This is a genomic window from Corynebacterium glyciniphilum AJ 3170, assembly GCF_000626675.1.
GTDB lineage: Bacteria > Actinomycetota > Actinomycetes > Mycobacteriales > Mycobacteriaceae > Corynebacterium > Corynebacterium glyciniphilum.
The window spans coordinates 1,198,037-1,223,012 of record NZ_CP006842.1 but is presented as its reverse complement, the minus strand read 5'-3'; the positions used below and the strand labels follow the sequence as shown (position 1 = coordinate 1,223,012).

The window sequence follows — 24,976 nt, the reverse complement described above, 5'->3', positions numbered from 1 at the left end:
TGCCATGACCCAAGAGTGCACGCCCACGCCGGCAGTCGCCTATCCCTGTCAGTGCTAGGCAACCGGGGGTTCTGGCTACCTCCCACAGGCCCGGCGAGGGTGGAGGCATGACCACACGTACATGCCCCCACACAGGAGAAGCCGATGGATCTGCAGCTCAATGACCACGTCGTCATCGTCACCGGAGCCACCAGCGGCATCGGCCTGGCCACCGTCCGAGAACTCGCCAACGAAGGCACCCAGGTCGTCGCCGTCGCTCGTCACGCACCCGACGGCGACCTGCTTCCGCCCGGTACCGACTTCGTCGCCGCCGATCTCACCGCCCCCGGAGCAGCGACGCGACTGGTCGAGCACACGCTCAACCGCCACGGTCGGATTGACGGGCTGGTGAACAACGCCGCCCTGTTCGACACCCGGGACTCGTTCACCGCGTTCGACGACGCGCTGTGGGACGCAACGTTCGCCATGAACGTCGTCGCGCTCGTCCGGCTCACCCGCACCGTCATCACCGCCATGCAGTCCCACAGCACCGGCGGCAGCATCGTCCACCTGGGTAGCGAGGCTGCCCGAATGCCGGATCCGACCATGTCCGCTTACGCCGCCTCCAAGGCCGCCGTGCTGTCGGTGTCGAAGTCACTGGCCATAGAGTTCGGGCCTGCGGGAATCCGGTCAAACGTGGTCTCCCCCGGCCCCACCCGGACCGCGCTGTTCGACGCACCCGGTGGGTTCGGTGACCAGCTCGCCACACGGTTCGGCACCGACCCCGATACAGCGATCGAACGGTTCATCCGTGAGGAACGTCGACTACCCACCGGAAAGATCGGTCGTCCCGACGACGTCGCTACGGTGATCTCCTACCTGCTGTCCCCACGGGCAGCGCAGGTCACCGGCGCCGAGTGGGCCGTCGACGGCGGCGCACTGCGCCAGATATGAGGCCGACCCATGAGCACCGCAGAACCCCACGTCCGCAGCCACGTCGACACCCGGGTGCAGACCCGGTGGGAGCACTCGCCGACGTCCGACGGGGCCCACGTTCCACTCCTCGTGCACCGCCCGGACCAGCCACGAGGCTGGCTGGTGTGGGCACATGGAGGATCCTGGCAGTACGGGTCTGCCCGCCACTGGGCACCTGTGACATCCCGGATCGCGTCCCTGTCACGCTGGGCGGTCGTCTCCGTCGACTACCGCCTCGCCCCCGAACACCACCATCCGTCAGCGGTTCTCGACATGCTCGCCGCACTCGGTTGGGCCGAACAACGAGCTGGCGAGTTCCCGGTGGCCGTCGGTGGTGACAGCGCGGGCGGAACCATCGCCGCCCTCGCAGCCCTGGCTCGCCGCGACGCCGACGGCCGGGTGCCACCACAACTGCTGGCCTACCCGCCGCTGGACCCGGCGTGCTCCCGCGCGTCCTACCTTGCGCCATCGGCAGTGGCACCTGGGCGTTCAGACCTCATGGCCGCCTGGCGGCGGTGGCTCGGTGACACAGCACCACACCCGACCGTGCCCGCCACTCCCCTGCAGGCCGCCGACCTCACCGGCCTGGCGCCGGTGTCCCTCATCGTGGGTGCCGACGACCCGGTCCGCGACGACATAGGCGCCTACGCCGCCCGGCTGCGAGACGACGCCGTGCCTACGTCGTTGCGCTCACTCGACAACACCGGGCACGCCGACATTCTCAACCCCACCGGACTGGTCCTCCCCACCATCATCACCGCGCTCAACGAGCTCAGCGGAGACCGCGATCAGCATCCACCCCACCACCACTACCCGGAAGGAAAACTCTCATGACCACCACAACCACTCCCGCCCCACTGGAAGCACTGACCCGTCACTTCATCGATCTCCGCGACGGCAACCACTTCGGCCACATCACCCGTGCCGGCAAAGAATCCGCGTTCACCGAGGCCGTACAGCTTCTCGACGGTCCGGCCCGACAGGTTCTCGCCGAGTTCAACGACCACCTGCTCGCCGGCACCGGGAAGATCGAGGTGACCGGCCTGCACCGCGACCAGCGCGGCGGCCTGCTCTCCTCGTGGCTACTGACCTGGCCGGAACAGCGTACGGCGACGCTGGCTCCAGTCAGTCTTATCGCGACCTACGGCGCCGGATTCCACCATCCCCACCTGCGCGGTGCCACCATTGGGGAGTGGCCCCTGAACGTCGCCAGCCCGGACCACGCCGATGAACTGGTGCCGGTGCTGCGTACCATCGCTGCGGCGGACATCCACAACCTGGTGTTCCAGGTCGGTGGTGACTGGCGGATCATCCCCGCCATCCACCCCGCCGCCGAGAGGCGGTCGGCATGAGGCTCTCCGTCCTCGACCAGGTCCCGGTCACCGACCACGTCCCGGACCGGGCAGATGCTGTCGCCCACGGACTGCGTCTGGCAGAGGACGTAGAGACTCTGGGCTACCACCGCATCTGGTTCGCCGAGCATCACCGCTCCGCGTCCTTCGCCAGCCCCGCCCCGGAGATGATGGCAGCCCTGGCGCTGGAACGCACGTCGACCATCCGCGTCGGTACCGGCGGCATTCTGCTGCCCTTCTACCAGGCAGCGAAGGTTATCGAGGTGATGGGATTGCTGGGACAGGTCCACGGCGACCGGATGGACACCGGGGTTGGCAGGGCCGCGCTGGACGACCCCGCCTACGCCGAGAAGATCCATGCCCTCGTAGGGGCACTGGGCGCCGAGCACCCCGCCGTGCCCGGTGAGCCGGACGGGAGGGTGTGGGTTCTCGGCGCCGGTGGTTCCGCCGCGCCGCTGGCAGGAGATCTCGGCGCAGGTTACGTGCACGGCCATTTCTTCGTCCCCCGCGGCGGTGAGAAAGCCACTGCCGCCTACCGGGAGGCCTCCACGACGAAGTGCCACCGGCCGCACACCGTGCTGGCCGTCCGTGCCATCACTGCGAAAGACCCTCAGCGAGCACAACAGCTGGCCGATGCGATGCTGTTGTGGCGCGCCCGCAAGGACCTCGGGTACGACGGGCCGATTCCGTCGGCCGGTGCCACCGCCACCCACCCGTGGACAGACGCTGAACGCACCCGGGCGAAGGCCCGGTCCACGGCAATCATCGCCGGGACTCCGGACGTAGTGGCTCAACGGCTTCACGACCTCGCCAAGGACCACAGCGCTGACGAGGTCATGATCAACACGCTCACCAGCGACCCGGACGACCGGCTGACCTCCTACCGGTTATTGGCCGAACAGTTCGCCGACTGACCTTGTGGGGGCCGCGTAAGCCAGGTGCCAAGATCGGTCGGATCGGAGGGTCCGCGGTGACCGATTCTGGCACCTGGCTCACGCTGGCCGGTGATAGCGTCCCGACGCGACCCGGTGATGCGCATCAGTGCGCGCAACAGCGGTCACACGGCGGTCACACGGCGGTGAGCAGTCGCAGCGCTGCGAAGGATGCACTCCCCGGCTCCGCGGTGTGGGTGAGGATGCGCTGGCCGTTGCCCTCCGGCAGATGCAGCACCTCGTAGCCCAACGTCATCTCACCGACCTCGGGATGCCGGAATCGTTTGGCCCCATTAGTGCACAGACGAACATCGTGCCCCGCCCACAATCGGGCGAACTCCGGGCTGTTCATACTCAGCTCCCCGACCAACTCTGCCAGGCGTCGGTCGTCGGCGAACTGGGCGGCGACGTAGCGCAGCGAAGCAACGGCAAGAGCGGCCTCGTCCTTCCAGTCGACGTAGAGATCCCGGACGTGCTCATCCAGGAACAGCAATTTCAACTGATTCGGCCGGTCCTCGACGCGCGACGGGGCATCACAATCCAGGTGGCCGGCCAACAACAGGTGACCGGAGTGGTTCCATGCGAGGATGTCGTTGAACCTGCCCAGCAGCACCGCCGGAACATCCCCCATCGAGTGCAGTAGCCGTTCGGCGCCCGGTTTAGCGATCTCCGGTTTCGCCGTCGTCCGCGGTCGCTTAACCGGAACAGGGTGTGCCAGGGCGTAGAGGTGCGCCCGTTCATCGGCATCGAGCTGCAGGGCGCGGGCGAGAGCGTCGATGATCGCGTCGGACGCGTTCTGCGACTGGCCCTGCTCCAACCGGGTCAGGTAGGTCACCGACACCCCGGCCAACTGGGCGAGTTCCTCGCGCCGGAGGCCCGGCACACGGCGCCGCCCGTAACTGTTGATCCCGGCCTCGTCGGGGCTGATGCGGTCACGCCGTGACCGCAGGAACTCCCCCAGTTCGGTGACCGGACCGGCTGCCTGCAACGACTGTGGTGTGTGCATGTCAACGATTATCGCGCACCTGGCCTGACGTTGCCTACCCCTGTCAGTGCTAGGCAACCTCAGGCCAGCCGCCCCCAGACCACGCACATCAGGGCTCTGGTTACCCTTGTCGCCTCCCACGATGCTGGGACACATGAGAAACACAGAGACAGCACCTCCACCCACCCCGTCCCCCACAGAACGCTTCACTGCCGCGCAGAAGATCGCGATGGTCGTCCTGCTGACCGCCAACTTCACCCTCGCGGTGGACTTCTCGATCCTGAATGTGGCTCTGCCGCACATCGGCTCTGAGCTCGGTTTCGCCACTGCCTCCCTGCAGTGGATCGTCACCGCCTTCGCACTGTGCGCCGCAGGGTTCACCCTGTTCTTCGGTCGCGTGGCCGACCTCTTCGGTCGCAAGAAGCTGTTCATGATCGGCATCGTCCTGCTCGGCATCTCCTCGCTCGCCGGCGGACTGGCCACCGAGCCCGTCCTCCTGATCGCCGCCCGCGTCGGCCAGGGTATCGCCAGTGCCATGGTCATTCCCGCCGCGTTGTCGCTGATGACGACCATGTTCCCGGAGGGCCCCGCCCGCTCGAAGGCGCTCGGCCTCAACGGAGCACTCATGGCCGCCGGCTTCACCGCTGGTTCCGTCCTCGGTGGTCTGCTCACCGGTGCTGTGTCGTGGCGCTGGGCCTTCTTCATCAATGTCGTCGTCGCCGTTGCCGTGATCATCATCGCACCCTTCGTCCTGCGCGAGCCGGCGTCCGACGCCCGTCCGAAGCTTGATGTTCCCGGCGCGATCACGATCACGCTGGCTCTTGTCGCCCTGGTCTTCGGCATTGACGCCGCCGGTCACAACGGCTGGACACACCCGGGCACCTGGGGTCCGATCCTCGCCGCGGTCATCCTGGTTGCCGTCTTCCTGGCGATCGAAGGGCGTGTCAAGGAACCGCTGGTCGCTCCGTCACTGCTCAAGCGCTCCAACATCGGTTGGGGCAATACCGCCGGGCTCCTTGCCTTCGGCACATTCACCTCGCTGGTGTTCCTGCTGACCCTGTACCTGCAGCAGATCCTCGGCTACAGCGCCATTGCTGCGGGACTGATCCTCGGAGTCCTCGGTATCGGTACCGTCATCGGCGGTCTCATTGCCCCACGGGTCATCGGTATGACCAACCCAAAGACCGCGATTGTCATTGGTCTTCTCGTCCAGGCTGCCGCGACCGCCCCTCTGGCGTTCGCCGGGGAGAGCCACGGCTGGCTGGTCCCCCTGTTGATCCTCACGTTCCTCGGTGGTGTGGCGAACCTCGTGGCCATCGTCGGCTACACCGTGACCTCCACCGCGGGGGTTCCCGCCCACCAGCAGGGGCTGGCCACCGGGTTGGTGACCATGAGCCAGCAGGTCGGTATCGCCCTGGGCACCCCGGTCATGTCAGCCATCGCCACGGGTATGGTCGCAGCGACCCTGCTGCCCGGTCTGCAGCTGGCGATCGGCGTCAACGCCGCCATCGCGCTGGTTGCGGCGATCCTGCTCGGCGCGTTCCTGCACCTGCCGAAGGAGAAGGAGTCGTCCGAAACAGCTCCGGAGGCCGTACCCCTGGCTGCTTAACGCCGCAGCACGACAGCACCAACCACGATCCACGCTGAACAGGCCGTGACGACGGGAGAGATCTCGTCGTCACGGCCTTTCGGACGGAATACGGTCTCATCTCGTTCTTGCTTGCTGCCGTGCGGCGCCGTCAATAAACCCCCTGTACACCAGGGGAAGGTTCGCGGGCAGCACGTCCACCCCGAACCATCGCACGTCCTTGTGCTCCGAACTGGGCGTCGGTGTCTCTGCAATATCCAGTCGGGTTGCAAGGCAGACCAGAGTCACCTGACGCCCCGGGACCGGGGAGAAAAGTTCGGCACCGACGAGTACGGGATCATTATCAAGAACGATTCCTGACTCCTCCAGCACCTCCCGAGCCGCAGTATCCGCCAGGGTCACGTCCTGCTTATCCGGCCACCCACCAGGCAACTCCCACTCCCCTCTGCCATTGAGTCCGAGCAGGACCTTCCGACCTGCGTTTCCAGCGGCGAGGACCACCACTTTCACCGAACTCGGAACCGCGTAGAACCCTGTTCCCTCCTCGATCATGAACCAGATCCTCCCTCATTCGCTTCACTTACGCTGGTTCCACGCTACAAGTTTCTCCGGGTTACGCACCGCCCACGCTTCAACGACCCGTCCGCCGTCGACCAGCAGGCTGACCACCGCGACCACCCGCCCCTCATGCGATGCCACCAGTCCAGGTTGCCCGTTGACCTGGTCCTCCACGATCACCAGCCCGGGCTGTCTCGTCAAAGCCCCGACGAAGAACTGCGCCGCATCCTGCGCTCCACGCAACGGTGCAGTCGATGCCGACACCACCCCACCACCATCGGTCACCGCCGTCACCGCCGGATCCAGTATCTGGACCAGACCGGCCACATCCCCCGAACTCCACGCCCGACGGAAGGATCGCACGATCCGCGAATGCTCCTCCGCATTCGCCGTCCCCGGCGACCGCACCCGCTCACGCCGCACACGCCGACGTGCCGATGTCGCCAGCTGCCGACACGCCGCCGGAGAGCGATCCACCACCTCCGCGACCTCCGGGAAGGTGAACCCGAAGACGTCATGGAGGATAAACACCACCCGCTCGGCCGGAGTCATTGTTTCCAGAACCACCATTAACGCCATGGACACCGACTCGGCCTGGACCAGCTGGACCGCTGGATCCTCCCCACCTGCGTGCCCGGACATGCCGTTCCACGGCACATCTCCCGGCACGGGTTCTGGAAGCCACTCCCCCACGTACGTCTCCCGGCGCGCCCGGGCACTGGTGAGCATGTCCAGCCCGATACGTCCCGCCGTCTTGATCAGCCATGCCCGCGGCGACCGTACCTCCTGCCGCTGGCGTGCGCTCATCCGGTACCAGCGGACGTAGGTTTCCTGGACCGCGTCCTCGGCATCTGTCAGGGAGCCGAGGAGCCGATAGGACAACCCCAACAGGACGCCGCGGTCGGTGTCGGGATTCTCCGTGTTCATCGTCTCCTCGCGCATCTTTCGTCCTCAATGTCGGTAAACAGTGATCTCGCTGTAGAGACGACGTAGCCGGTAAAAGCGTGAGGCGCCTCACGTAATGGGGCACTGTCTCGTCTCTTCTCCACGGCAGGGACAACAGCCTGCCTACAGCGACAGTTCTCAGAAAGGAAGCACACCATGTCCGCGACGTTCGTCAATATCATCGATGTCAGCCCGGAGAAACAGCAGGAGGTCGTCGACCTTCTCGTCGAGAGTACCGAGAAGGTCATCTCCAAGCGCCCGGGTTTCGTATCCTCGGAAATCCTGGTCAGTGTCGACAAGTCACGTGTCCTCAACGTCGCCACCTGGCAGACTGCCGAGGCAGCGTCCCAGACGCAGTCCGATCCTGCTGCGGCGAGCTATGCGCAGAGAGTTTCGGCGCTGGGGTCCCCGGCGCCGGGCCTGTACCGTGTCGCCGCCGAGTTCCCGCACACCGCGTGAGGACGGCGATGACCGTGCCAACGCTGCTGACAGGTGCTGTGGTGGGCGCGACCGCTGCGGCCAATCTTTCCATCGCTGTTGCCGACGTCCTGCGTGCCCGGTTCGTTCTCGACAACTCCGCGCAGGTGAACGTCCCTGCACGCTGGCTTCCCGCGCTCGCCATCGCAAAAGGTGTGGGAGGAGCGGGCCTGGCGCTGTGGTTTCTCGACGTGCCCGTAGTGCCGATCGCGGCTGCCGCTGGACTGGTGTGTTTCTTCCTCGGAGCAAACCTGGCACATCTGCGGGCGCGGGTGTTTCACAACATCGCTTTCCCTGGCGTCTACCTTGCGCTGTCCCTCAGTTCATTGACTCTCCTGGCTCTAGATGCCTAAGAAAAGCATCGAGCCCGAACTCAAATCGGCAGACGAAAGGATCGTTCAGGATAATGTCTCCCACCTCCGCCATCGCGGGATAGTTCCCGGAATGAATCACCTCCAGGACGTCCTTATGCTCCTGGGCGGGGAGCCCCTGCTCCTCCTGGACGAGACCGAGGAGGAAGTAATGGAGCCCCCAGAATGTCCGTACAGCGCTTTCCTTGTCGGCTCCGGACTCCAACAATGCCTCGATGATCGCATTACCCACGCGTAGCGTGTTCTTCTCCACGGCGACAGTTCCTGCCACCAGTCCTGCACCGTCACGATGTGACAGCAGCGACGACCGGTAACGACGAAGAATCTCCTTTACCCTGGCTGCCGGATCACCGGTCAGGCCATCCAGAGTAAGCGAGCCGAGCATCGCATCAGCCATGAGTTCACGCAAACGGGCTTTCGTCTTCACCTGGTACGAGACCGTGTTGAGGTGCGCACCCAGGCGCCGCGCCACCTCACGCAGCGTGAGGGCCTCAAGTCCCGCCTCATCGAGGAGCTCGAATGCGGTGGCAATCACGTCCCCGCGTCCCCGCCGCTCCGTCGTCATAGTTCTCTTCCCCGTTTCATGCCGCATTCTCGACCCTGTTGACCTGCAGTCCAGGTTATCTTACAGTAACTTCTTGGTCACTGACCAAGAAAACTGTCCGGTCACCCGCGTCCCGGACACCGCTGGAATGGAGATGAGAATGGCACGCTTCGGGAAAGAACACCGGCGACAGATGATGTCACTGACGGTCGTGAGGCGGACCCAGATGTCTGATCACATGGTCAGAGTGACCGTCGGAGGCGATGCTCTCGAGAGCTTCTCTTACCACGGTGGTGACCAGTGCTTCCGTCTGTTCTTCCCTCGTCCCGGACAGACCGAGCTACGGATGCCCACGTTCGCCAACAACGGGTGGGCCGCGCAGTACTTTCTGATGCCCAAGGACGTACGGCCCTATGTCCGGAACTACACGGTCCGCGCTTTCCACCCCGAGTCGAATGAACTTGACGTGGACTTCGTCGTTCACGGTGACGGGCCTGCCTCCGTCTGGGCACAACAGGCAGAACCCGGGAGCCCCGTGGGGATGTTCGACGAAGGTCGCAGGTACCGGCCACGCGAGGACGCGGAGTGGCAGCTTCTCGTCGCCGACGGGAGTGGCTTACCCGCCGCACTTGCCATCGCCGAGGAGACCCCCGCCTCTCTTCCTACCCGTCTCATCGTCGAGGTCCCGACGCAGGACGACATCCTGGGCACAACATTCGGTCCTCATATTTCGGCGACGTGGCTGACGAGCCCTGACGGGGACGGGGCGATGCCAGGCGAGCGCGCCCGCGCCGCAGCTTTGACCATGACGCCGCCCGGCGGCCCTGGCACGGTCTTCGTGGCCGGAGAGAACTCGCTGGCGACAGGCACGCGACGTGGCCTCGTTGCGGCAGGCGTACCGAAGTCGGCAATTTCGTTCTACGGCTACTGGAAAATCGGACGCTCCTCCCCCAGCTGACCGTTGCCCGGCCGATCATTCTGACCGCCACCGGATACCGGTCGCCGATATAGTCTCAGCACCGTTATTCTGGTGAGATGGCTGACATCCCCGATCCCGACTTCTGCCTCCCCCTGCCACGTCACGGGGGAGACGAGTTCGCCGAGGACCTGGACGCGCGGGTCGGTTCCCACATCAAGCAGGCGGAGCAGGCGATGATGGCGGCGAAGACCGCCGCCCTGCGCCCTCTGGGACTGACGGTGCCCCAGTACGCCGTGTTGATGTCGCTGCATTATGTGCCGGGACAGTCGTCCGCCCAGCTGGCCCGCGTGGCTGCCGTGACGCCACAGACTATGGGGACCATCCTCGACAAGCTGGAGAAGCGCGGTCTGATCGAGCGCACCCCGTCCGCGATCCACCGTCGGGTGCTGGTCACCACCCTGACCCAGGACGGCGCCGAGCTTGTGCTCCAGGCCGATGACCTCGCCCGCGGCATCGAAGAGCGACTCGGCAGGGCATTCAGCGACCCCGAGCGCAGGCAGCTACGCGCTCTGTTGCAGCGGGCAACGTCCACGCTGCGCGGTGAGACTCCGGAGGTGCAGCCACATGGCTGATTTCAAAGATGAACTGTCACCCGAGCTCGTCGGACGACTTGCCGACGCATTCTCGGAGGTCTCAGGATCCTTCGACAGTGCCGACTTCCAGCAGCGGGCGGTCTCCGGACTGGACGGTCTCGAACTGAAAGCCCGGGTTACCTGGATCGCCCGAGCGCTCGCAGAAGTGCTACCGGCATCACCCGATGACGCCGCCCGGCTGATTCAACACGCGGTCGACAATGACAACCAGGACGGGAAGGGAAACCTGCAGGGCTGGGCATCCATGGCCGTCAACGAGTACATTGCCACGGCCATGCTCGACCGTCCTGACATCGCGCTCCCCCTCTTGGGGACCCTGACGTCCCACTACACCGCCGAGTTTGCGATCCGTCCGTTCATCGACGCGCACTACGACACGACGATGGAGCAGTTGAAGGCGTGGACTACCAGCGCCGACGAGCACGTCCGGCGGCTCGTTTCCGAGGGGACACGGCCCCGACTCCCCTGGGGTCGCCGCCTGTACCAGTTCATCGACGACCCCACCGATTCCCTGGCGCTTCTGGAACCACTGGTCAACGACAACTCACTCTATGTCCGCCGCTCGGTCGCGAACCACCTCAACGACATCAGCAAGGACCACCCCGGGCTCGTCCTCGACACCGCCCGAAGGTGGGCCGGAGAGTCCACCCAGGGTGACTTCGTGGTGCGCCACGGCCTGCGCACACTGATCAAACGAGGCGACCCCGGGGCTCTTGCCATTCTCGGCTTCGACCACGACGCTCCGATTGAGCTCACGGAACTGTCCTGCAGTCCGTCGGCGATCACCATCGGAGAAACGACGACGATCTCCTTCACGCTGCACGCATCCGCCCCGACGAAGGCTGCGATCGACTACCTGGTGCACTACCAGGGGGCGCACGGCGCTAAGGCGGGCAAGGTGTTCAAATTGACGGTACGGGACCTCCCGGCGGGTGAGCCTGTGAGCTTCTCACGCCGTCATGCTTTCAAACACGTCTCGATCAGGACGATCCGTCCTGGCCCTCACCGCATCGAGATCCAGGCCAATGGGCGGATTCTCGGCGCGACGACGGTCGACGTCGTCGCTGAACGGTGATGCGCCTACGCTCAGTACCGTGATCCGACCGGTGCAGGGAGACTGTCCAGCACGGCCCGCTCGTCGCTCGTAAGCAGTATCTGCCCTGCACCGAGATTCTCCCGCAAATGCGCGCTGCTGCGCGTCCCCGGGATCGGGATCACGTGGTCAGCCAACCCGAGCAACCATGCCAGGGAGATCTGGGCGGATGTCACGTCATGAGCGGCGGCGATCCGGGCGACCTCGTCAGTAATGGCCCGGTTCCGGGCGAAGGCCTCCGGGAGGAAGCGAGGGTTGGTCGCCCGGAAGTCGCCATCCTCGAAACCGTCCGAGGTCAGGGTGCCGGTGAGGTAGCCGCGTCCCAACGGCGCGAAGGGGACGAACGCCACGCCGTGACGTCCCGTCCACTCCACAAGATCACCACCGGCAGGGCTCCCCACTCCTGCAGCGCTCGTGGTGGACGGGTCCTCGGCCCGGTCCGACGACCGGTCGCCGAGCGGTTCGCGGGTCCATAAGGACAGTTCCGACTGGATCGCAGCGACGGGATGGACGGCGTGCGCGGCCTCCGCCTGCGCGACGGTCACCTCAGACAGGCCGAGGTGCCGGATCTTTCCATCAGCCACCAGCCCGGCCAGTGCAGTCCAGCTTTCCTCCAGCGGCGTATCCGGGTCGACGCGGTGCAGGTAGAAGAGGTCGATGTTGTCGATACCGAGACGCCGGAGGCTCTCGTCGACCTGTCTACGTAAAGTATCGGGACGCGCGTCGCGGTGCATCTGTCGGGTGGCGAGATCGTCGACCACAAGACCACCTTTGGTCGCGACGACAGCCTCCTCCCTCCGCCCGCCGATCGCCGTGCCGACCAGTTTCTCGTTGTGCCCGTCCCCGTACACCCCGGCAGTGTCCAGGAGTCGGATTCCGCCGTCGAGGGCGTCCCGAATCACGCGAACGGAGGCAGCGTCGTTGCGCCCGCTTTCCGCGTATCCCCAGCTCATTCCCATGCAACCCAATCCAACCGACCCGGCCAACGGCCCACCGTTGCCCAGCGTTCTCATCGTCATCTTGCTCCCGTCCTTTCGGTATCAGTATGCTTATTCACGACAGCATACTGACTCAAGATGAAAGGCGCGAGATGAAGGCTGTACAGATCACCAGCTACGACGGACCGGAAGGACTGAGCTACGACACGATCGAGGCACCCATTCCAGGCTCCGGGGAGGTCGCACTCGACGTTCACTACGCCGGAGCGAACTATGTGGAGGCCCTGTTTGCCGACGGCCTCGTCCCCAATCCCCTGCCATGGGTACCCGGCATCGAGGTATCAGGCCACATCCGGGCCCTCGGCGAGGGCGTGGACGGACTCAGGGTCGGTGACGCAGTCGCCGCGCTGACCATCAACAACGGTGGCGGTTACGGTCAGATCGCCACGACCCACGCCGACCTGGTTGCGCCACTACCCATGGGCATGGACGCCGCCCTCGCCGCGGCAGTGCCGTCCAACACCACCACCGCTCTCCTCGCCCTGGAGAAGGTGGCCCACCTCAACCGCGGGGAAGATATCCTCGTCCATGCCGCCGCCGGCGGGCTGGGATCACAGTTCGGCCAGGTGGCCCGCGTACTCGGCGCCGGACGAGTGGTCGGCGTCGTGGGCTCCGAGGAGAAACGACAGACTGCCAGCGACCTTGGGTACGACGAGGTGTGGCTGCGCGACGAGGTTGCCGAGGCAACCCGGCGGCAGTTCGATGTGGTGGTCGACCCTGTGGCAGGGCCGGGCAGACTCACCAGTCTCGGACTCCTGCGACTCGGCGGGCGACTCCTCGCCGTCGGTGACGCCGCACAAGCCGGCGACCAACTCATCAGCAGCAACACCCTGTGGTTCAGCGGGATCGGCGTGCTGGGGTTCAACCTTGGTGCCCTCTCCGCTGAGCGCCCCGACACCGTCGGAGCGTACCTCCGCCGGGCCCTCGCACTGGTGGCCTCGGGCGAGATTCAGGTCCGGGTCAGCGACCAGGTTCCGATCCAGGATGCGCCGAAGGTGCTCACGGCGCTGCGTACGGGAAATACAGTGGGGAAAACCGTGCTCGTCCACCCGAAACGGAGCATTGCATGAGGTTCATCGACGCCAGCACGTTCACCGCCGACCGCCCCTGGGGTGCCCTCGACCTCGGCGAGTTCGACCAGGCGACCGCGAAACTCCACTGGACCGACGAGCCCTACACGTGGCACGTCAACGACGGCCCGGAGATCTTCGTCGTCCTCGACGGCACCGTGGACATGCACTACCTCGTCGAGGACGAAGAGCATATCGAACGACTCACACCCGGAACGGTGTGTTGCGTCGACATCGGCGACGCCCATGTCGCCCACCCCGATGCCGAGGCCCGGATCCTCGTGGTCGAGCGCAAGGGCAGTGTGTGATTCTTCGATGATGTGATGCGTTCATCCGAGCAACACCCGGCCACGTGAGCCAGGTGCCAAGATCAGTCGGCGCAGAGCCTCCAGACTGACCGATTCTGGCACCTCAGATGCATCACCTCGTGATTATTCATGCCTCCTATATCTATGTCACACGCATCACAGTGTGATCTACATCGCCTTTTCCTCGCAATGTTGTGACTAACACTTTCCATCGGGTAAGTTTTAGTCGTAAAGCGAACGAACGTGCGCACAGCGAACGGGTGCCGTGAACGGCGTTGAGACCAGAGGACACATGAATGAGTGGACAGATCCCAACTAGACGAAGAACACCAACCAGCAGCAAGGCACGCACCAGTATCGCGGCCCTCACGATGATCGGGGCCCTGGCCCTGACCTCCTGCGGCTCGGACGATGAATCGGAGGGCTCATCCTCCGGCAGCGGTGCACCCCTGAACCTTGTCGTCCCCTTCGACCCGGGCGGCTCCGCCGACGGCACCGCCCGTCAGCTCGCCGTCTACGCGCAGCAGACCTGCGGCAGGGACGTCATCATCCGCAACGAGACCGGCGGTTCCGGAACCGTCGGATTCCAGTCCGTCGCATCCTCCGCCGCCGACGGCAACACCATCGGCGTGGCGTCCATCGAGCTGTCGATTCTGCCCCACCTGGGAGTCTCCGAGATCGGGCCGGACGACGTCCGCGGCATCATGCAGTACAGCGAACAACCCATCGCCTATGGCGTGTTGCCAGACTCCGACATCGAGGACATCGACGAGTTACTGACCACGAACGAAGACGTCACCATGGCCAGCTCCGGTACCGGCTCGATCTACCACATGGGTTTCGCCGGGCTCGCCCAGGAAGCCGACCAACCCAATATCCGTAACGTCCCCTACGGCGGTGCAGCCGGCGCACTGCAGGCCGTGATGGGCGGCGAGACCCGAGCCGTGTCCGTCGGCGCCGCAGAGATCGCCCCCTTCATTGAGGGCGGACAGCTACGCGCCCTGGCGATCGCCGGTGAGGACCGCCTGGACGACTTCCTTCCGGGGGTCCCCACCCTCAAGGAAGCCGGAATGGACTGGACGAGCTTCGCCATCCTCGGGCTCTTCGCTCCCGCGGGAACCCCGGACGAGGCCGTCGAGGAACTCAACGAGTGCTTCAACGAGGCGCGCCAGAGCGAAGGTTTCTCCACCTACATGGACAACCTGGGATTCACCCAGGAATACAAGAATGCCGCCGACTTCGACGCCTTCCTCTCCGAGGAATACGACCGTTACCAAACAGTCGTCGAGGACGCCGGACTGGGAGGCAACTGATGTCCACATCCACTGACACACCCACCAGCACACCTGTTGACAGCGCGACACCCACGCGAGACGGTTCCCTGCTCGGCGACCGCATCATCGCCGTGATCGTCATCGTGCTGGGAGCAGTCGTCCTGTTCCTGGCCTTCGGGTTCCCCGCTCCGGGCCAACCGGAAGACCCGGGAACCGCGGCCCTGCCCCGCCTCATCGGCGGAGCCCTCGTCGTCCTGGGAGTGATGCTCTTCTTCAACTGTGAGAAGAACATCTTCCTGCCGGAGCCGGGATCGCGCCTGAGGACCGGGCTGATTGTCGTGGCGAGCGTGGCCTACACCTTCGCGCTGACGCCGCTGGGTTTCATGCTCTCGTCCCTGATCTTCATGGTGTTCGGACTGTTGATCATGGGTATCCGGAGCATCCTCCGGCTCGTGCTCGTGCCCGTCATCATCTCGGTCGCCGTCTACTACCTGTTCACCGACGCCCTGGGGGTCTACCTGCCCTCCGGCATCATTGAGGGGATTCTGCCATGAGTAATTGGATGGACGGCTTCAGCGCCGTCGCAGACTTCCAGGTCGTGATCATGCTTGTCCTGGGTGTCCTGATCGGCATGGTTGTGGGTGCCCTCCCCGGCATCTCCGCGACCGTCGGAGTGGCACTGCTGCTCCCCTTCACCTTCGCCCTGGAACCGCTGGCCGGCATGATGCTCCTGCTGGGCATTTACGGCGGAGCGGTGTATGCGGGATCGATTCCCGCGATCCTCATTCGTACTCCGGGGACCCCTGCCTCTGCCGCGACAGTCGCCGACGGCCATGCCATGGCGATGGCTGGCAAAGGTGTGCAGGCGCTGAAGATCTCGGTGCTCGCATCCTGCATCGGTGGTTTCATCGGTGTGCTGCTGCTCGCCTTCTTCTCCCCTGTCATCGCCGACTTCGCCCTGGGCTTCGGCTCTTCGGCAAACTTCATGCTGGCCCTGTTCGCCCTCACCATCATCGCCTCCATCTCGGAGGGCCGGATGGTCAAGGGTCTCATCGCCGGATTCCTGGGCCTGGGCATCGCCATGATCGGCCTCGACACGATCCAGGGCTTCCCGCGTCTGACCTTCGGCAACGCCGACCTGATCTCGGGTATCTCCTTCATCCCCCTGATGATCGGCCTCTTCGCCGTCTCCGAGGCCTTCCTCCAGGTCGAACGGGTCGCCAAACTGAACCTCAAGATGAAGCCGGAGAAGTTCAGTGCCACCCCCTCGTGGTTCCGCAAGCTCATGCCCTCCGGCATCCTGGGATCCGCCATCGGCTTCGTCATCGGAATCATCCCCGGTGTCGGCGGTGACATCAGCTCCTTCGTGGCCTACAACGAGTCCAAGCGGGCGGCGAAGGACAAGTCCAAGTACGGCAAAGGCGACCCGCGTGGTATCGCTGCCGCCGAGTCCGCCAAGAACGCCGGCACCGCCGGCGCCCTGGTCCCCACCCTGACCCTCGGCATCCCCGGCGACGTCACCTCGGCGGTGTTGATCGGTGCCCTGACCGTGCATGGTCTGCAGCCGGGACCGACGCTGTTCACCGGCAGCCCCGACCTGATCTACGGCCTGTTCATCGGCTTCGCCGTCGTCTACCTCGTCCTGCTGATCCTGGGCTGGTTCGGAACGGGTTTCTGGGTGAAGCTCATCGAGTCCGTCCCGCCGCGTCTGCTCTGGCCGTCGGTGATCGTCCTGGCCGTCGTCGGCTCCTACGCCATGCGCTCCAGCGTTTTCGACGTACTGGTGATGTTCCTGGCGGCGATCCTGGGCTACATCATGGTCAAGGGCGGCTTCCCGCTGGCGCCGCTGATCATCGGTGTGATCCTCGGCCCGATCGCCGAGAGTGGTTTCCGCCGCGCGATGATCATCAACGACGGGAGCTTCCGGTGGATGCTCGAACCCATCCCGCTGGTTCTCGGTATCCTGACCGTGGCCTCCATCGGCTTCGCCATCTGGCAGGCTGTCCGACGGCCGAAGCTGATCGACAAGGCCGACCAACTCAACAAGGCCGACGAGCAGAGTTCTGACGACGAGCAGAGTTCTGACCTTGCCGCCGAGTACAACGATGTCCGGGACGATCACCCGGATGATGATTCTGTCGATGCCACGGCCGCGCCGACGTCGACCGACGACGAGAAAGGCACACGATGACCGAAACGACCAGAACCATCGTCACAGGCGTGGACTCCAGCCAGACGGCACTCAACGCCGCGGAGAAAGCTGCCGAACTCGCTGAAGGCCTCGGCGCGGAGCTCCACATCTTCTCCGCATACAGCATCAGTACCGCTGACACGCTGCAGTCGTTCAAGACCAAGGATCTCGGGATCTCCACCTCGGTGGCCTACCAGAACCTCACCGACGGCCAGGCCCGGGCTGCTGCTCAGATCGCAGACGCTGTCGCCGCCGTTCTGCAGGAGGCACACCCGGAGCTGACCATCGTAGCCTCCGCAGAGGAAGGGACCCCCGCCGAGGTTCTCGTGCAGCAGGCCCGGCAGCTGAAGGCGGACACAATCGTGGTGGGCAACAAACATGTCCAGGGCATCTCCCGGATCCTCGGCAGCGTCGCCCGCAAGGTCGCCGCCGAGGCGACCTGTGACCTCTATATCGTCAACACCACCCACCGTTGACGTTCCGAGACAAGCTACACTGACGGAACATAAACCATCGCGGTGTACGCGACACTTTCGGAAAGGCGCACGATGACGAAGACTATTGTGACCGGGGTCGACTCCAGCCAGACGGCGCTCGCCGCCGCACAGAAAGCGGCGGAGCTAGCCGACGGAATCGGCACGGAGCTGCACGTCCTCTCCGCGTACAGCATCAGCGCCTCGGTCACCCTGCAGGCGGCCAAGAGCAACAACATGGGCCCCGGAACCTCGGCCGCCTATCAGAAGCTCACCGACGGCTACTCCCATGCCGCCCAGGAGGTCGCCGATTCTGTCGCCGCCGTCCTGCGCGAAACCTACCCGTCGCTGACAGTCCACGCCTCCGCCGTCGAAGGAACCCCGGCCGATGTGCTCCTGCTCCAGGCGGAGAAGCTCAACGCTGACACCATCGTCGTCGGTAACAAGCACGTCCAGGGCATCTCGCGGATCCTCGGAAGTGTGGCACGCAAAGTGGCGGCGGAAGCAGCCTGCGACCTCTACATCGTCAACACCACCCAGCAGTAAGACAGCGCGGCACCGACCCGTGTTCCTGGTCTCCCTGGTCCTGGGCCCCCTTCTCATCGGAGCAGCCTGGCTCTGTCACGTCCTCCGTACCGGAGGGGTGTTCAGCTGCGTAAGCCTGTTGTTCCTCGGCACGGTGCTGATCTTCCTGGACGTTGTGGTGTCCGTGTCCGATTTCGACGAGGTGACGACCGCCGGTGCAGTGACGAACGGCATCGTCGCCCTCGTCGCGGCCGTCGTGTGCGCCTACTCCCTGAAGGTCTTCACGGCTCGCTGACCGAAGGAGATGAGCACCATGACTCTGAAAGCAAGCTGGTCACGGTTCGTAGGGCCTGAAGCGACCCGTGCGAACAACTGGATAACCCTAGGCACGTCGGTCGTCGGCGCTGCCGGCGCAGCGGCACTATCACGTCGTCGAGGCGCAGGCCGTCCCGCCGCCGGCATCACTGCACTCCTCGCGCTTGATCTGGTCGGAGGTGCCTACGTCAACAACACACGTACCTGTGCCCGTTGGTACGAACGCCCAACACAGGGCCACGTCGACCATCTGTGGTTCTCCGTCTTCCACGTCCATCCGTATGCCGTCGCTTGGCTGGACCACGGCATCGGAGGCCGTCCGGACTGCATTACGTGGGCGACATCCCACTACGGCTACCTACTGGCATCGACAGCGACGATCCGTGCGTGGTGGCCGGCCCGGCGGATTCTTGGACCTGCACTCACGATCGGTGGTCTCGCACTGGACAGGTATCTCGGCCGCTCAAGAAATGCTCCATGGTTCGCTGCCGCGTACTACCCCAAGCTGCTGCTGGGACACGCGTCAGCAGCCCTCTGGTCAGACGGTTCCCTGAGGTCGCACCAAGCAAGCGATGGCATCGGCCCGCTCTCCGTACGATAAGGCGTATGGACAGTGTCATCACCTTCCACGTGAGCCATTCCCACCTCTTCCCCGGAGCGGTACTCCGTCTCCAGGACGGCCAGGAGCTTCCTACTGGCGTGGCCGAGTGCCTGCTTGTCTTCTCCGACGAGTCCGAGGCTGAGGCCGAGCTCATCCCGGCGCATGGTACCGAGACCAGTACCGAGACCACTGCCGGCCACCTGCAGGTCAGTACCTACACCACCGGCGCGGGCACGCCGATCGGTGCGAAGAACTGGCACCTCAGCAAGACCACTTCCGGCGAGCTGAAGGTCACCCGCCGCACCGGCAATGACAGCTAGTCCAGCAACGCCACCTTTGGCTTCGCCCAGGAACGGCCCTGAGTGTCCTTGAGGATGTCGTACTCAACATCCACATGCGGTTCGATCGCGCTGTACTTGTCATTCGGAGCACCGATGACCAGCTGGAATCCCAGCCCACGCCATGCTCCGATGGCACGCTTGGTGAAGTGTGCGTCAGCCTTGATCAGCGCCTCGTCCAGGAACACCGGGGCATAGCGTGGTCGTTCGGCGTCGGCGTCGCCGAGCTGGTAGCGCAGCGCGGCACCGACGATGAAGGCGATCAACTCCTGAGACTCCCCACCAGACTTCTCACCGATGTGGTCGTAGAGCGCAGCATGCTCCTTGGACTCGGCGTGAATCTTCTCCGCGCTGACCCGCACATGGTTGCGCACGTCGACGAGGTCGGCGAAGTCCGGGGCCGTCCGGCGGATCCGGTTGATCAGCCGTGCCATGCGCTCATAAGCCTGCTCGCGTTCGGCGTCGCTGGCGGCGTCCTCGATCAAACGGCGGACGTCACGCAGGTCCTTGCGGAACCGCCGCCGCACCTCCGACTGATTCTCCCGGGGGACGATCTGGAGCCGGTGGTCGTCGTCGTAGAACGGGAGGTTTTCCATGATCCGGTTGATCGGCTCGATCCGCTCACGGATCTCCCGCAGGGAGCGGCCCAGCGTCGAGTCCAGATTGGTCAGGTCATTGCCCGACAGGGTGAGCAGACTGTTCCTCCACTCAGCCTCCAGCTCATGTAGTCCGCTGGTCTCCAGGTCCTCGAGGATCCTCTCGAAGTCCTTCAGGGAAGTGTCGGGATCGGCGCGCAGCGTGGGGTTCGGCCAGGTGTCCAGGAACGTCTCCAGGGTGCGACGCAGTGTCTCGCGCTGCTCCGACACGGTGGACTGGGCGGCTGCCCGATCGTCCTCCAGGCGACGGGAGGCGGTGTCCAGCGCGGCGTCGAACCGGGCCAGCCGGGAGCCGGAGGCCCCACCGCCCGCCGGGTCGAAGCGCTCGTTCAGGTAGGACGTCTGGGCGTCGCTGAGCGACCGCTCCGCGCCCTCCGCCTCATCGAGGGCGGCCTGCGCCGCGTCAACCTCGTCGACGGTGTCGGCCCACTGCCGGGCCAGTCGCTCCTGGTCGCCTTTCGCCCGGCCGGTGCTCTCCTGCAGTCGGGTGACTTTCGTCTTCAACGTGGCAATCTGCTGCTGAAGGTCGGCGATCTCAGGATTGCCGTCGGTGATGTCGGCGATGATGCCCGCCCAGCGTTCGCGCTCCTGCTCGACAGTGGCGACGTCGATCTGGTTCCAGCTCACGTCCGTCACCCGTGCATAGGCAGCGTGGCGGGCGTCCAGGTCGTCCAGTTCGGCGCCTGCCCGGCGTTCCGCGTCCTCGGCGACCCGGATCTTCTCTCGGAGGTCGGCCACGTCTCCCTCCAGTTCTGCCAGGCGGCGTCGGCTGGAGAATCCCAGCACATTACGTCCGCCGTGCCCGCCGTGGGCGCCGCGGTCCCCCTGGGACACCTGGCCGGTGATCGTCAGTGCGGGTTGCCGCGCTGAAAGTCCGTCGGTGGAATCGACACAGAAGAAGCCGAACTGGCGTTCCAGCCGGTCCTGCAACCACCCGGTGAACGCGGTCTCCCGGTAGTCGAGCCGGCCGGGCAGGCGCTGCGGGTCGAGACGGTCACGCTGGGCAAAGCCGGTGTGCACACCTTCGTAGCGCAGCCGAACGTCCGTGCGTACCGCATCGACAGCCGCCCGGAAGCGGGCCAGGTCGTCGGCGTCAATGAGCATCGTGGTGGCGAAACCGCCGAGGGCGAGGTTGAATGCCTCTCGCCAGGGTTCGTATTCGGTCGACACGTCAATGAGTTCACCAACGAACGGCAGGTCCTCGGTCGACAGCCCTGCGGCGTCGGCGAGGAGCCGCCGAGCGACGTGCAGCCGCTCCGGGATGTTGTCCCTGCGTTGCTCGGTCCACCGCTGTTCGGTCTCCAGCTCGGCGAGCTGGCGTCGCAGCTTCTTGAGCTCCACGCGCGATTCTGCGTAGTCGTCACGGGCGGAGGTCTTCGCCCCCGGATCAGCGAGAGCTGCACGGGCGCGCTCGGCCAGGGCAGTGAAATCCGCCTCTGTGTCGACGTCCTGGTTCAGGCAGGCGATGTTCTCGTCGAACCGTGCGCGGGCCTGCTGGACCGTGGACAGCCGACGTTCCACCTGTGCAAGCTCCCGCTCGGCGGTGTCCAGGCGGTCACCACCGGAGTGACGCAGGACGTCCAGCAGGCCGTCGCGTTCTGTCTCTGCTGCCTCAGCCAGCGCCATCTGGGCCCGGACGTCAGCGTCCGCCGCCTGCTTCTGCTTCCTGACCTCGGTCTCCGCCTCGTGGAGCAGCTCCAGTCGGCGTCCGGTCCGCCACAGGGCTGTCAACGACGCCGGGTCCGAGAAGCGCCCGATCTCGTCGAGCAGGCGTAACCGCTCGGCGGACTCCTCGATCTTCGACCGGATCCCCCGGATCGGCTGCAGCACCCGCACCTGCTTCTGTGCGGTGACCATCCTGGTCCGGGTGCTCTCCAGCTCATCGAAGTGTGCGACGACGGCATCCGCGGTGACCATCGTCTCGGGTTCCTCGAGGACCATGCGTTTGTACAGTTCGTCCACGGTGGTGATCTGCTGACCCGCCTGAATCCGGGCCAGCAGACTCATGGCCTTGGCGCCCGCACCCGCGGCCCCGATGCCGAGAACCGAATGCACCCGTGCCAGGAACTCGCGGTCGGTGGCCATCGTCTCCAGGCCAGCGGCCTTGACCGCGGAATCCGCCAGACGCTGGGACGCTGCCGTCTCGAGAGAGGCCGGGTCGAAATCTCCCTCCACCACTCCGCGGACCTTGACGGTGTCCTCCAGCACCCGGGCGGAGGCCGGGACGTACCAGGCGCGCACGGCGGTGAACCGGGAGCCGTCGTGATCGGTCCAGGTCATCGAGACCGCGGTCCAGGTATCGCATCCGTCACCACGCAGCACGGTGACCTGGGTACCGTCATCGGTGCGGGACTCATCGATCTTGCCGCGGCTGTAGGACAGGATGTTGCGCTGGTCTTCCCCGCGGGGACGCCCGGTGACACCACCGTTGGATGCACCGTTGAACGGTGTGGTGTGCGGCATCATCAGAGCAATGTAGGCGTCCATCAGCGTGGACTTCCCCGAACCGGAACCGCCGCAGAGCAGCGTCGCTTCGGGGGAAAACTTCACGCGGTGGGCTCCCTCGTATCCGCCCCAGTTGACCAGGTGAAGCTCGTCGGCCAACCACTGCTGCCCGCGGGATTCCGCCGGCACCAGTCCGAACAACGTGTCAAGCATTGTCACTGCTCAGAACCTCCCTGTATCTGTTCTTGCAGCCAGTCGTCGAGTTCCCGCAACCGGTCGGCGCTGAGCACGATCTCGACCAGGGGGCTGATCCGGTAGCGGCCCTCGGTCTCCTCGTCGATGATGCCTTCCTGCCGCAGGCGCCCCAGAGCATTGCGGATCAGTTTCTGCCGCCGTGCGATGTCACCGTTGGCTTCGGTGAAGTAGGTCATCACGGTCTGCTCGACCTCTTCGACATCGACCCGGGCTGCGAGTTCGCCGGCAGTGGATTCACGTTGGTAGATGGTGCGCAGGTAGACCAGCACCAGCGTCTCGGCACGGGTGTATGCCTCGTCGCGAAGCAGGATCGGCACGTCGAGTTCGTCGGAGCGCACCTGCTGTTTGTAGGCGACTCCCCGGTCGGAATCGACCACGAGCCGCACGAACAGATCATGCAGGCGCGACTCGATGACCTGCTGGTTGTCCATCAGGACTTTCCAGTCGTCACGGTTACGGTCAGCCTGCAGGAACCGGCGCTGCAGCAGACGCACCAGCACCCGGCGTACCTCCGGGTCGAGCACTCCCCTGTCACCGGCGAAGCATTCGTCCGGGTCCTGCTCCATGGACACGGTATCGATGAAGGGATCGGTGGGCGGATCGGTGGGCTCTGTCATTCGGTCGATCCTTTCACAGTGTTCGCAGCCGCTCGGGCGGTGACGGCACCGAAGGCGAATCGGCGCACGGTCCCGTCCGGACGCAGTGTCTCGACGACCGAAACGTCATCACCCTCTTCCATGCCGTTACGGTGGGCGATCTCCAGCAGTCCCAGCAGGTCGACGGGGCGTCGGGTGTCGTCCGGCACGGTGCCGAAGGCCGTGGCCAGGTCGAACGGCCCGTCGAGGTCCGCGACGAACTGCTCCAGTTCCGGGTAGTGCGGCCCGCCCCAGGCGCGGGTGTCAGCATGGAGGAACTCAATGTCCGGGTTGTCCCAGCCCTCCTCGTCCTCGCGACGCAGCGGTTCCGGAGCTCCGGGTGGATGGAGATCATTGAGCGTCTGCCGCAGATGGCCGAGGTGTGCGGTCGGGAAGCTACGGAGCGGGGCGACGGCGTCGTGTGCGCGGGCGTCGGCCGCCGTCTCCTGCATCCAGGTCTGCAGCCCGGACATCACGTTACGCAACAGATCATCGACCTCGCGGTCACGGACAGGATCATGTGTCCTCACCTGCGCCGTGATCACGTGCGACGCACGACGCTGCGCCGTCAGCACCTCCTGCACACCCTGCTCGACCCGCCGGGCGATGGCGAGGAGTTCGCGGCGTTGATCGGCACTCATGTGCCGGGAGAACGGCAGGGCCATCAGCATGCTGAGCTGATCGGTGAGGTGGTCGATGTTCTCCGGGTCGCCGATGAGGTTGAGCGCGCCGGAGAACGCACGCCCCTCGGGCGTGGCCTCCATGACGTGCTGGCCGCGGTGCAGATACTCCCGCAGTACCTCACCGGTCGGCCGGACGTCCCGCCGCAGGTCGGCGACGACATCGCGTTGCATCGCGTTGATCGACTCTGCGACCCGCGCAAAGTCGGCGGGAAGTTCGCGGGACAGGTGGACGACGTTCTCCGCTTCCTCGAGCAGCTGATCGTCATCGACCGGGTCGACCTCCCCGCGTTCGAGTTTATCGATCTCCTCGTCAATCGCCGCACGTTCCGCGCGCAGCGTGGCGATACGTTCCTGCGGGTCTGTCTCGGCCTCGTGGGCGAGGTGCTCGACCGCGTCCAACAGGGTCCGGACGCGGGAGCGGGACACCCGGGCACGGCCGAGACCACTGCGACCGACGATCTCCAGGGCACCGACGGCCTGGGCGGAGAGCCGGTAGACCTCGACGTCGTCCTCGATCTGGGGAACCAACCAGCCGACGCGGACCCAGTAGCGGCAGATCTCCCGACCGTTCCCGGAGGGCAGACCCCGGGAGCCCCGGTCGTCCTCGTCGTATCCTGCAGCGCGGAGCTCCTCGACGACGTCGCCGACCTCGACGTGTGCGTCGGAAATCGCCACGGTGGGACGGTCCGGGGTGAAGATCAGTGACAACGCCGCGACGACGAACGGCGCGTACCTGCCGTGCAGCAGGTCGAGGGTCGGGTTCTTGAAGGCCGCCGCTGTCCGTTGATAGGCCGCCTCTGCACGCATGATTACCATCGGGGAAGAGTGTAGCGCCCGG

General features: G+C 65.3%; 28 protein-coding genes. 20 read left to right on the top strand and 8 right to left on the bottom strand.

Features of this window, described 5'->3' with window-relative positions; translation table 11 throughout:
* Positions 1-144 precede the first annotated feature (144 nt).
* From CGLY_RS05725 to CGLY_RS05710, 4 genes are read left to right on the top strand one after another with little or no spacing between them, the layout of a single operon-like run.
* Positions 145-933 carry an SDR family NAD(P)-dependent oxidoreductase gene (locus CGLY_RS05725; protein WP_038547235.1) on the top strand — a complete coding sequence of 263 codons (789 nt, stop codon included), beginning with the start codon at positions 145-147 and terminating at the stop codon, positions 931-933.
* A 9-nt stretch (positions 934-942) separates the two neighbouring features.
* Positions 943-1,788 (top strand): alpha/beta hydrolase, encoded by an 846-nt coding sequence (locus tag CGLY_RS05720; protein ID WP_052539742.1) that lies wholly within the window; start codon positions 943-945, stop codon positions 1,786-1,788.
* Complete coding sequence (locus CGLY_RS05715; protein WP_038547234.1) at positions 1,785-2,306, top strand: hypothetical protein; 522 nt, start codon at positions 1,785-1,787, stop codon at positions 2,304-2,306. The genes CGLY_RS05720 and CGLY_RS05715 overlap by 4 nt, the downstream gene beginning before the upstream one ends.
* Positions 2,303-3,220 (top strand): MsnO8 family LLM class oxidoreductase, encoded by a 918-nt coding sequence (locus CGLY_RS05710; RefSeq protein ID WP_038547231.1) that lies wholly within the window; start codon positions 2,303-2,305, stop codon positions 3,218-3,220. Before CGLY_RS05715 ends, CGLY_RS05710 begins: the two co-directional genes overlap by 4 nt.
* A gap of 154 nt (positions 3,221-3,374) precedes the next feature.
* Here CGLY_RS05710 and CGLY_RS05705 read toward each other — a convergent pair whose 3' ends face one another.
* Positions 3,375-4,244: a helix-turn-helix transcriptional regulator gene (locus tag CGLY_RS05705; protein WP_052539740.1), complete on the bottom strand. Its 870-nt coding sequence runs from the start codon at positions 4,242-4,244 to the stop codon at positions 3,375-3,377.
* 133 nt (positions 4,245-4,377) lie between these two features.
* Here CGLY_RS05705 and CGLY_RS05700 point away from each other — a divergent pair, with 133 nt between their 5' ends.
* On the top strand, positions 4,378-5,832 hold the full coding sequence (locus tag CGLY_RS05700) for an MFS transporter (RefSeq protein ID WP_081804031.1): 1,455 nt from the start codon (positions 4,378-4,380) through the stop codon (positions 5,830-5,832).
* A gap of 96 nt (positions 5,833-5,928) precedes the next feature.
* Here CGLY_RS05700 and CGLY_RS05695 read toward each other — a convergent pair whose 3' ends face one another.
* Both CGLY_RS05695 and sigJ read right to left on the bottom strand, forming a co-directional pair.
* Complete coding sequence (locus tag CGLY_RS05695) at positions 5,929-6,363, bottom strand: NUDIX hydrolase (RefSeq protein WP_052539736.1); 435 nt, start codon at positions 6,361-6,363, stop codon at positions 5,929-5,931.
* 24 nt (positions 6,364-6,387) lie between these two features.
* Positions 6,388-7,296: an RNA polymerase sigma factor SigJ gene (gene sigJ, locus CGLY_RS05690; protein WP_038551554.1), complete on the bottom strand. Its 909-nt coding sequence runs from the start codon at positions 7,294-7,296 to the stop codon at positions 6,388-6,390.
* 174 nt (positions 7,297-7,470) lie between these two features.
* Between sigJ and CGLY_RS05685 the strand changes: the two genes are divergently transcribed.
* Positions 7,471-7,773: an antibiotic biosynthesis monooxygenase family protein gene (locus CGLY_RS05685; RefSeq protein ID WP_038547228.1), complete on the top strand. Its 303-nt coding sequence runs from the start codon at positions 7,471-7,473 to the stop codon at positions 7,771-7,773.
* Positions 7,774-7,781: 8 nt separating this feature from the next.
* On the top strand, positions 7,782-8,144 hold the full coding sequence (locus CGLY_RS05680; RefSeq protein ID WP_038547225.1) for a DoxX family protein: 363 nt from the start codon (positions 7,782-7,784) through the stop codon (positions 8,142-8,144).
* On the opposite strand, the gene CGLY_RS05675 is transcribed toward CGLY_RS05680, so the two are convergent.
* On the bottom strand, positions 8,110-8,727 hold the full coding sequence (locus tag CGLY_RS05675) for a TetR/AcrR family transcriptional regulator C-terminal domain-containing protein (RefSeq protein WP_038547223.1): 618 nt from the start codon (positions 8,725-8,727) through the stop codon (positions 8,110-8,112). The genes CGLY_RS05680 and CGLY_RS05675 overlap by 35 nt on opposite strands.
* Positions 8,728-8,932: 205 nt before the next feature.
* On the opposite strand from CGLY_RS05675, the gene CGLY_RS05670 reads away from it, so the two are divergent.
* The 3 genes from CGLY_RS05670 to CGLY_RS05660 all read left to right on the top strand — a co-directional run bounded on the left by CGLY_RS05670 (position 8,933) and on the right by CGLY_RS05660 (position 11,353).
* Complete coding sequence (locus tag CGLY_RS05670; protein WP_265101962.1) at positions 8,933-9,664, top strand: siderophore-interacting protein; 732 nt, start codon at positions 8,933-8,935, stop codon at positions 9,662-9,664.
* 77 nt (positions 9,665-9,741) lie between these two features.
* The gene (locus CGLY_RS05665; protein ID WP_038547220.1) at positions 9,742-10,257 is read left to right on the top strand and encodes a MarR family winged helix-turn-helix transcriptional regulator; all 516 of its coding nucleotides are present in this window, start codon (positions 9,742-9,744) and stop codon (positions 10,255-10,257) included.
* The gene (locus CGLY_RS05660; protein ID WP_038547217.1) at positions 10,250-11,353 is read left to right on the top strand and encodes a DNA alkylation repair protein; all 1,104 of its coding nucleotides are present in this window, start codon (positions 10,250-10,252) and stop codon (positions 11,351-11,353) included. The genes CGLY_RS05665 and CGLY_RS05660 overlap by 8 nt, the downstream gene beginning before the upstream one ends.
* Before the next feature lie 11 nt (positions 11,354-11,364).
* On the opposite strand, the gene CGLY_RS05655 is transcribed toward CGLY_RS05660, so the two are convergent.
* Positions 11,365-12,390, bottom strand: a complete 1,026-nt coding sequence (locus tag CGLY_RS05655) for an aldo/keto reductase (RefSeq protein ID WP_052539734.1) — start codon at positions 12,388-12,390, stop codon at positions 11,365-11,367.
* Between the two features lie 71 nt (positions 12,391-12,461).
* On the opposite strand from CGLY_RS05655, the gene CGLY_RS05650 reads away from it, so the two are divergent.
* The 10 genes from CGLY_RS05650 (at position 12,462) to CGLY_RS05605 (ending at position 19,446) form a co-directional block, all read left to right on the top strand.
* Positions 12,462-13,439 (top strand): quinone oxidoreductase family protein, encoded by a 978-nt coding sequence (locus CGLY_RS05650; protein ID WP_038547214.1) that lies wholly within the window; start codon positions 12,462-12,464, stop codon positions 13,437-13,439.
* Positions 13,436-13,747, top strand: a complete 312-nt coding sequence (locus CGLY_RS05645) for a cupin (protein WP_038547211.1) — start codon at positions 13,436-13,438, stop codon at positions 13,745-13,747. The genes CGLY_RS05650 and CGLY_RS05645 overlap by 4 nt, the downstream gene beginning before the upstream one ends.
* Positions 13,748-14,043: 296 nt before the next feature.
* The gene (locus tag CGLY_RS05640) at positions 14,044-15,060 is read left to right on the top strand and encodes a tripartite tricarboxylate transporter substrate binding protein (RefSeq protein ID WP_081803793.1); all 1,017 of its coding nucleotides are present in this window, start codon (positions 14,044-14,046) and stop codon (positions 15,058-15,060) included.
* Entirely contained in the window at positions 15,060-15,575 is a 516-nt protein-coding gene (locus CGLY_RS16675; protein WP_052539732.1) for a tripartite tricarboxylate transporter TctB family protein, read from the top strand. Before CGLY_RS05640 ends, CGLY_RS16675 begins: the two co-directional genes overlap by 1 nt.
* Positions 15,572-17,212, top strand: a complete 1,641-nt coding sequence (locus tag CGLY_RS05630; protein WP_081803792.1) for a tripartite tricarboxylate transporter permease — start codon at positions 15,572-15,574, stop codon at positions 17,210-17,212. The genes CGLY_RS16675 and CGLY_RS05630 overlap by 4 nt, the downstream gene beginning before the upstream one ends.
* A complete protein-coding gene (locus tag CGLY_RS05625) occupies positions 17,209-17,688 on the top strand; it encodes a universal stress protein (protein ID WP_038547206.1) in 480 nt (159 codons plus the stop codon). The genes CGLY_RS05630 and CGLY_RS05625 overlap by 4 nt, the downstream gene beginning before the upstream one ends.
* Positions 17,689-17,760: 72 nt before the next feature.
* Positions 17,761-18,231: a universal stress protein gene (locus CGLY_RS05620; protein WP_038547203.1), complete on the top strand. Its 471-nt coding sequence runs from the start codon at positions 17,761-17,763 to the stop codon at positions 18,229-18,231.
* A 19-nt stretch (positions 18,232-18,250) separates the two neighbouring features.
* Entirely contained in the window at positions 18,251-18,505 is a 255-nt protein-coding gene (locus tag CGLY_RS05615; protein WP_038547200.1) for a hypothetical protein, read from the top strand.
* 18 nt (positions 18,506-18,523) lie between these two features.
* On the top strand, positions 18,524-19,126 hold the full coding sequence (locus tag CGLY_RS05610) for a hypothetical protein (RefSeq protein WP_052539730.1): 603 nt from the start codon (positions 18,524-18,526) through the stop codon (positions 19,124-19,126).
* A 5-nt stretch (positions 19,127-19,131) separates the two neighbouring features.
* Positions 19,132-19,446: a hypothetical protein gene (locus CGLY_RS05605; RefSeq protein WP_038547197.1), complete on the top strand. Its 315-nt coding sequence runs from the start codon at positions 19,132-19,134 to the stop codon at positions 19,444-19,446.
* Here the strand turns inward: CGLY_RS05605 and CGLY_RS05600 are convergent.
* The 3 genes from CGLY_RS05600 to CGLY_RS05590 are packed head-to-tail and all read right to left on the bottom strand — an operon-like array spanning position 19,443 to position 24,954.
* On the bottom strand, positions 19,443-22,778 hold the full coding sequence (locus tag CGLY_RS05600) for an ATP-binding protein (protein ID WP_227590438.1): 3,336 nt from the start codon (positions 22,776-22,778) through the stop codon (positions 19,443-19,445). The two genes, CGLY_RS05605 and CGLY_RS05600, sit on opposite strands and share 4 nt — an antisense overlap.
* A 2-nt stretch (positions 22,779-22,780) precedes the next feature.
* On the bottom strand, positions 22,781-23,437 hold the full coding sequence (locus CGLY_RS05595) for a DUF4194 domain-containing protein (RefSeq protein WP_038547191.1): 657 nt from the start codon (positions 23,435-23,437) through the stop codon (positions 22,781-22,783).
* A complete protein-coding gene (locus tag CGLY_RS05590; protein WP_038547188.1) occupies positions 23,434-24,954 on the bottom strand; it encodes a DUF3375 domain-containing protein in 1,521 nt (506 codons plus the stop codon). Before CGLY_RS05590 ends, CGLY_RS05595 begins: the two co-directional genes overlap by 4 nt.
* Positions 24,955-24,976: the final 22 nt, after the last annotated feature.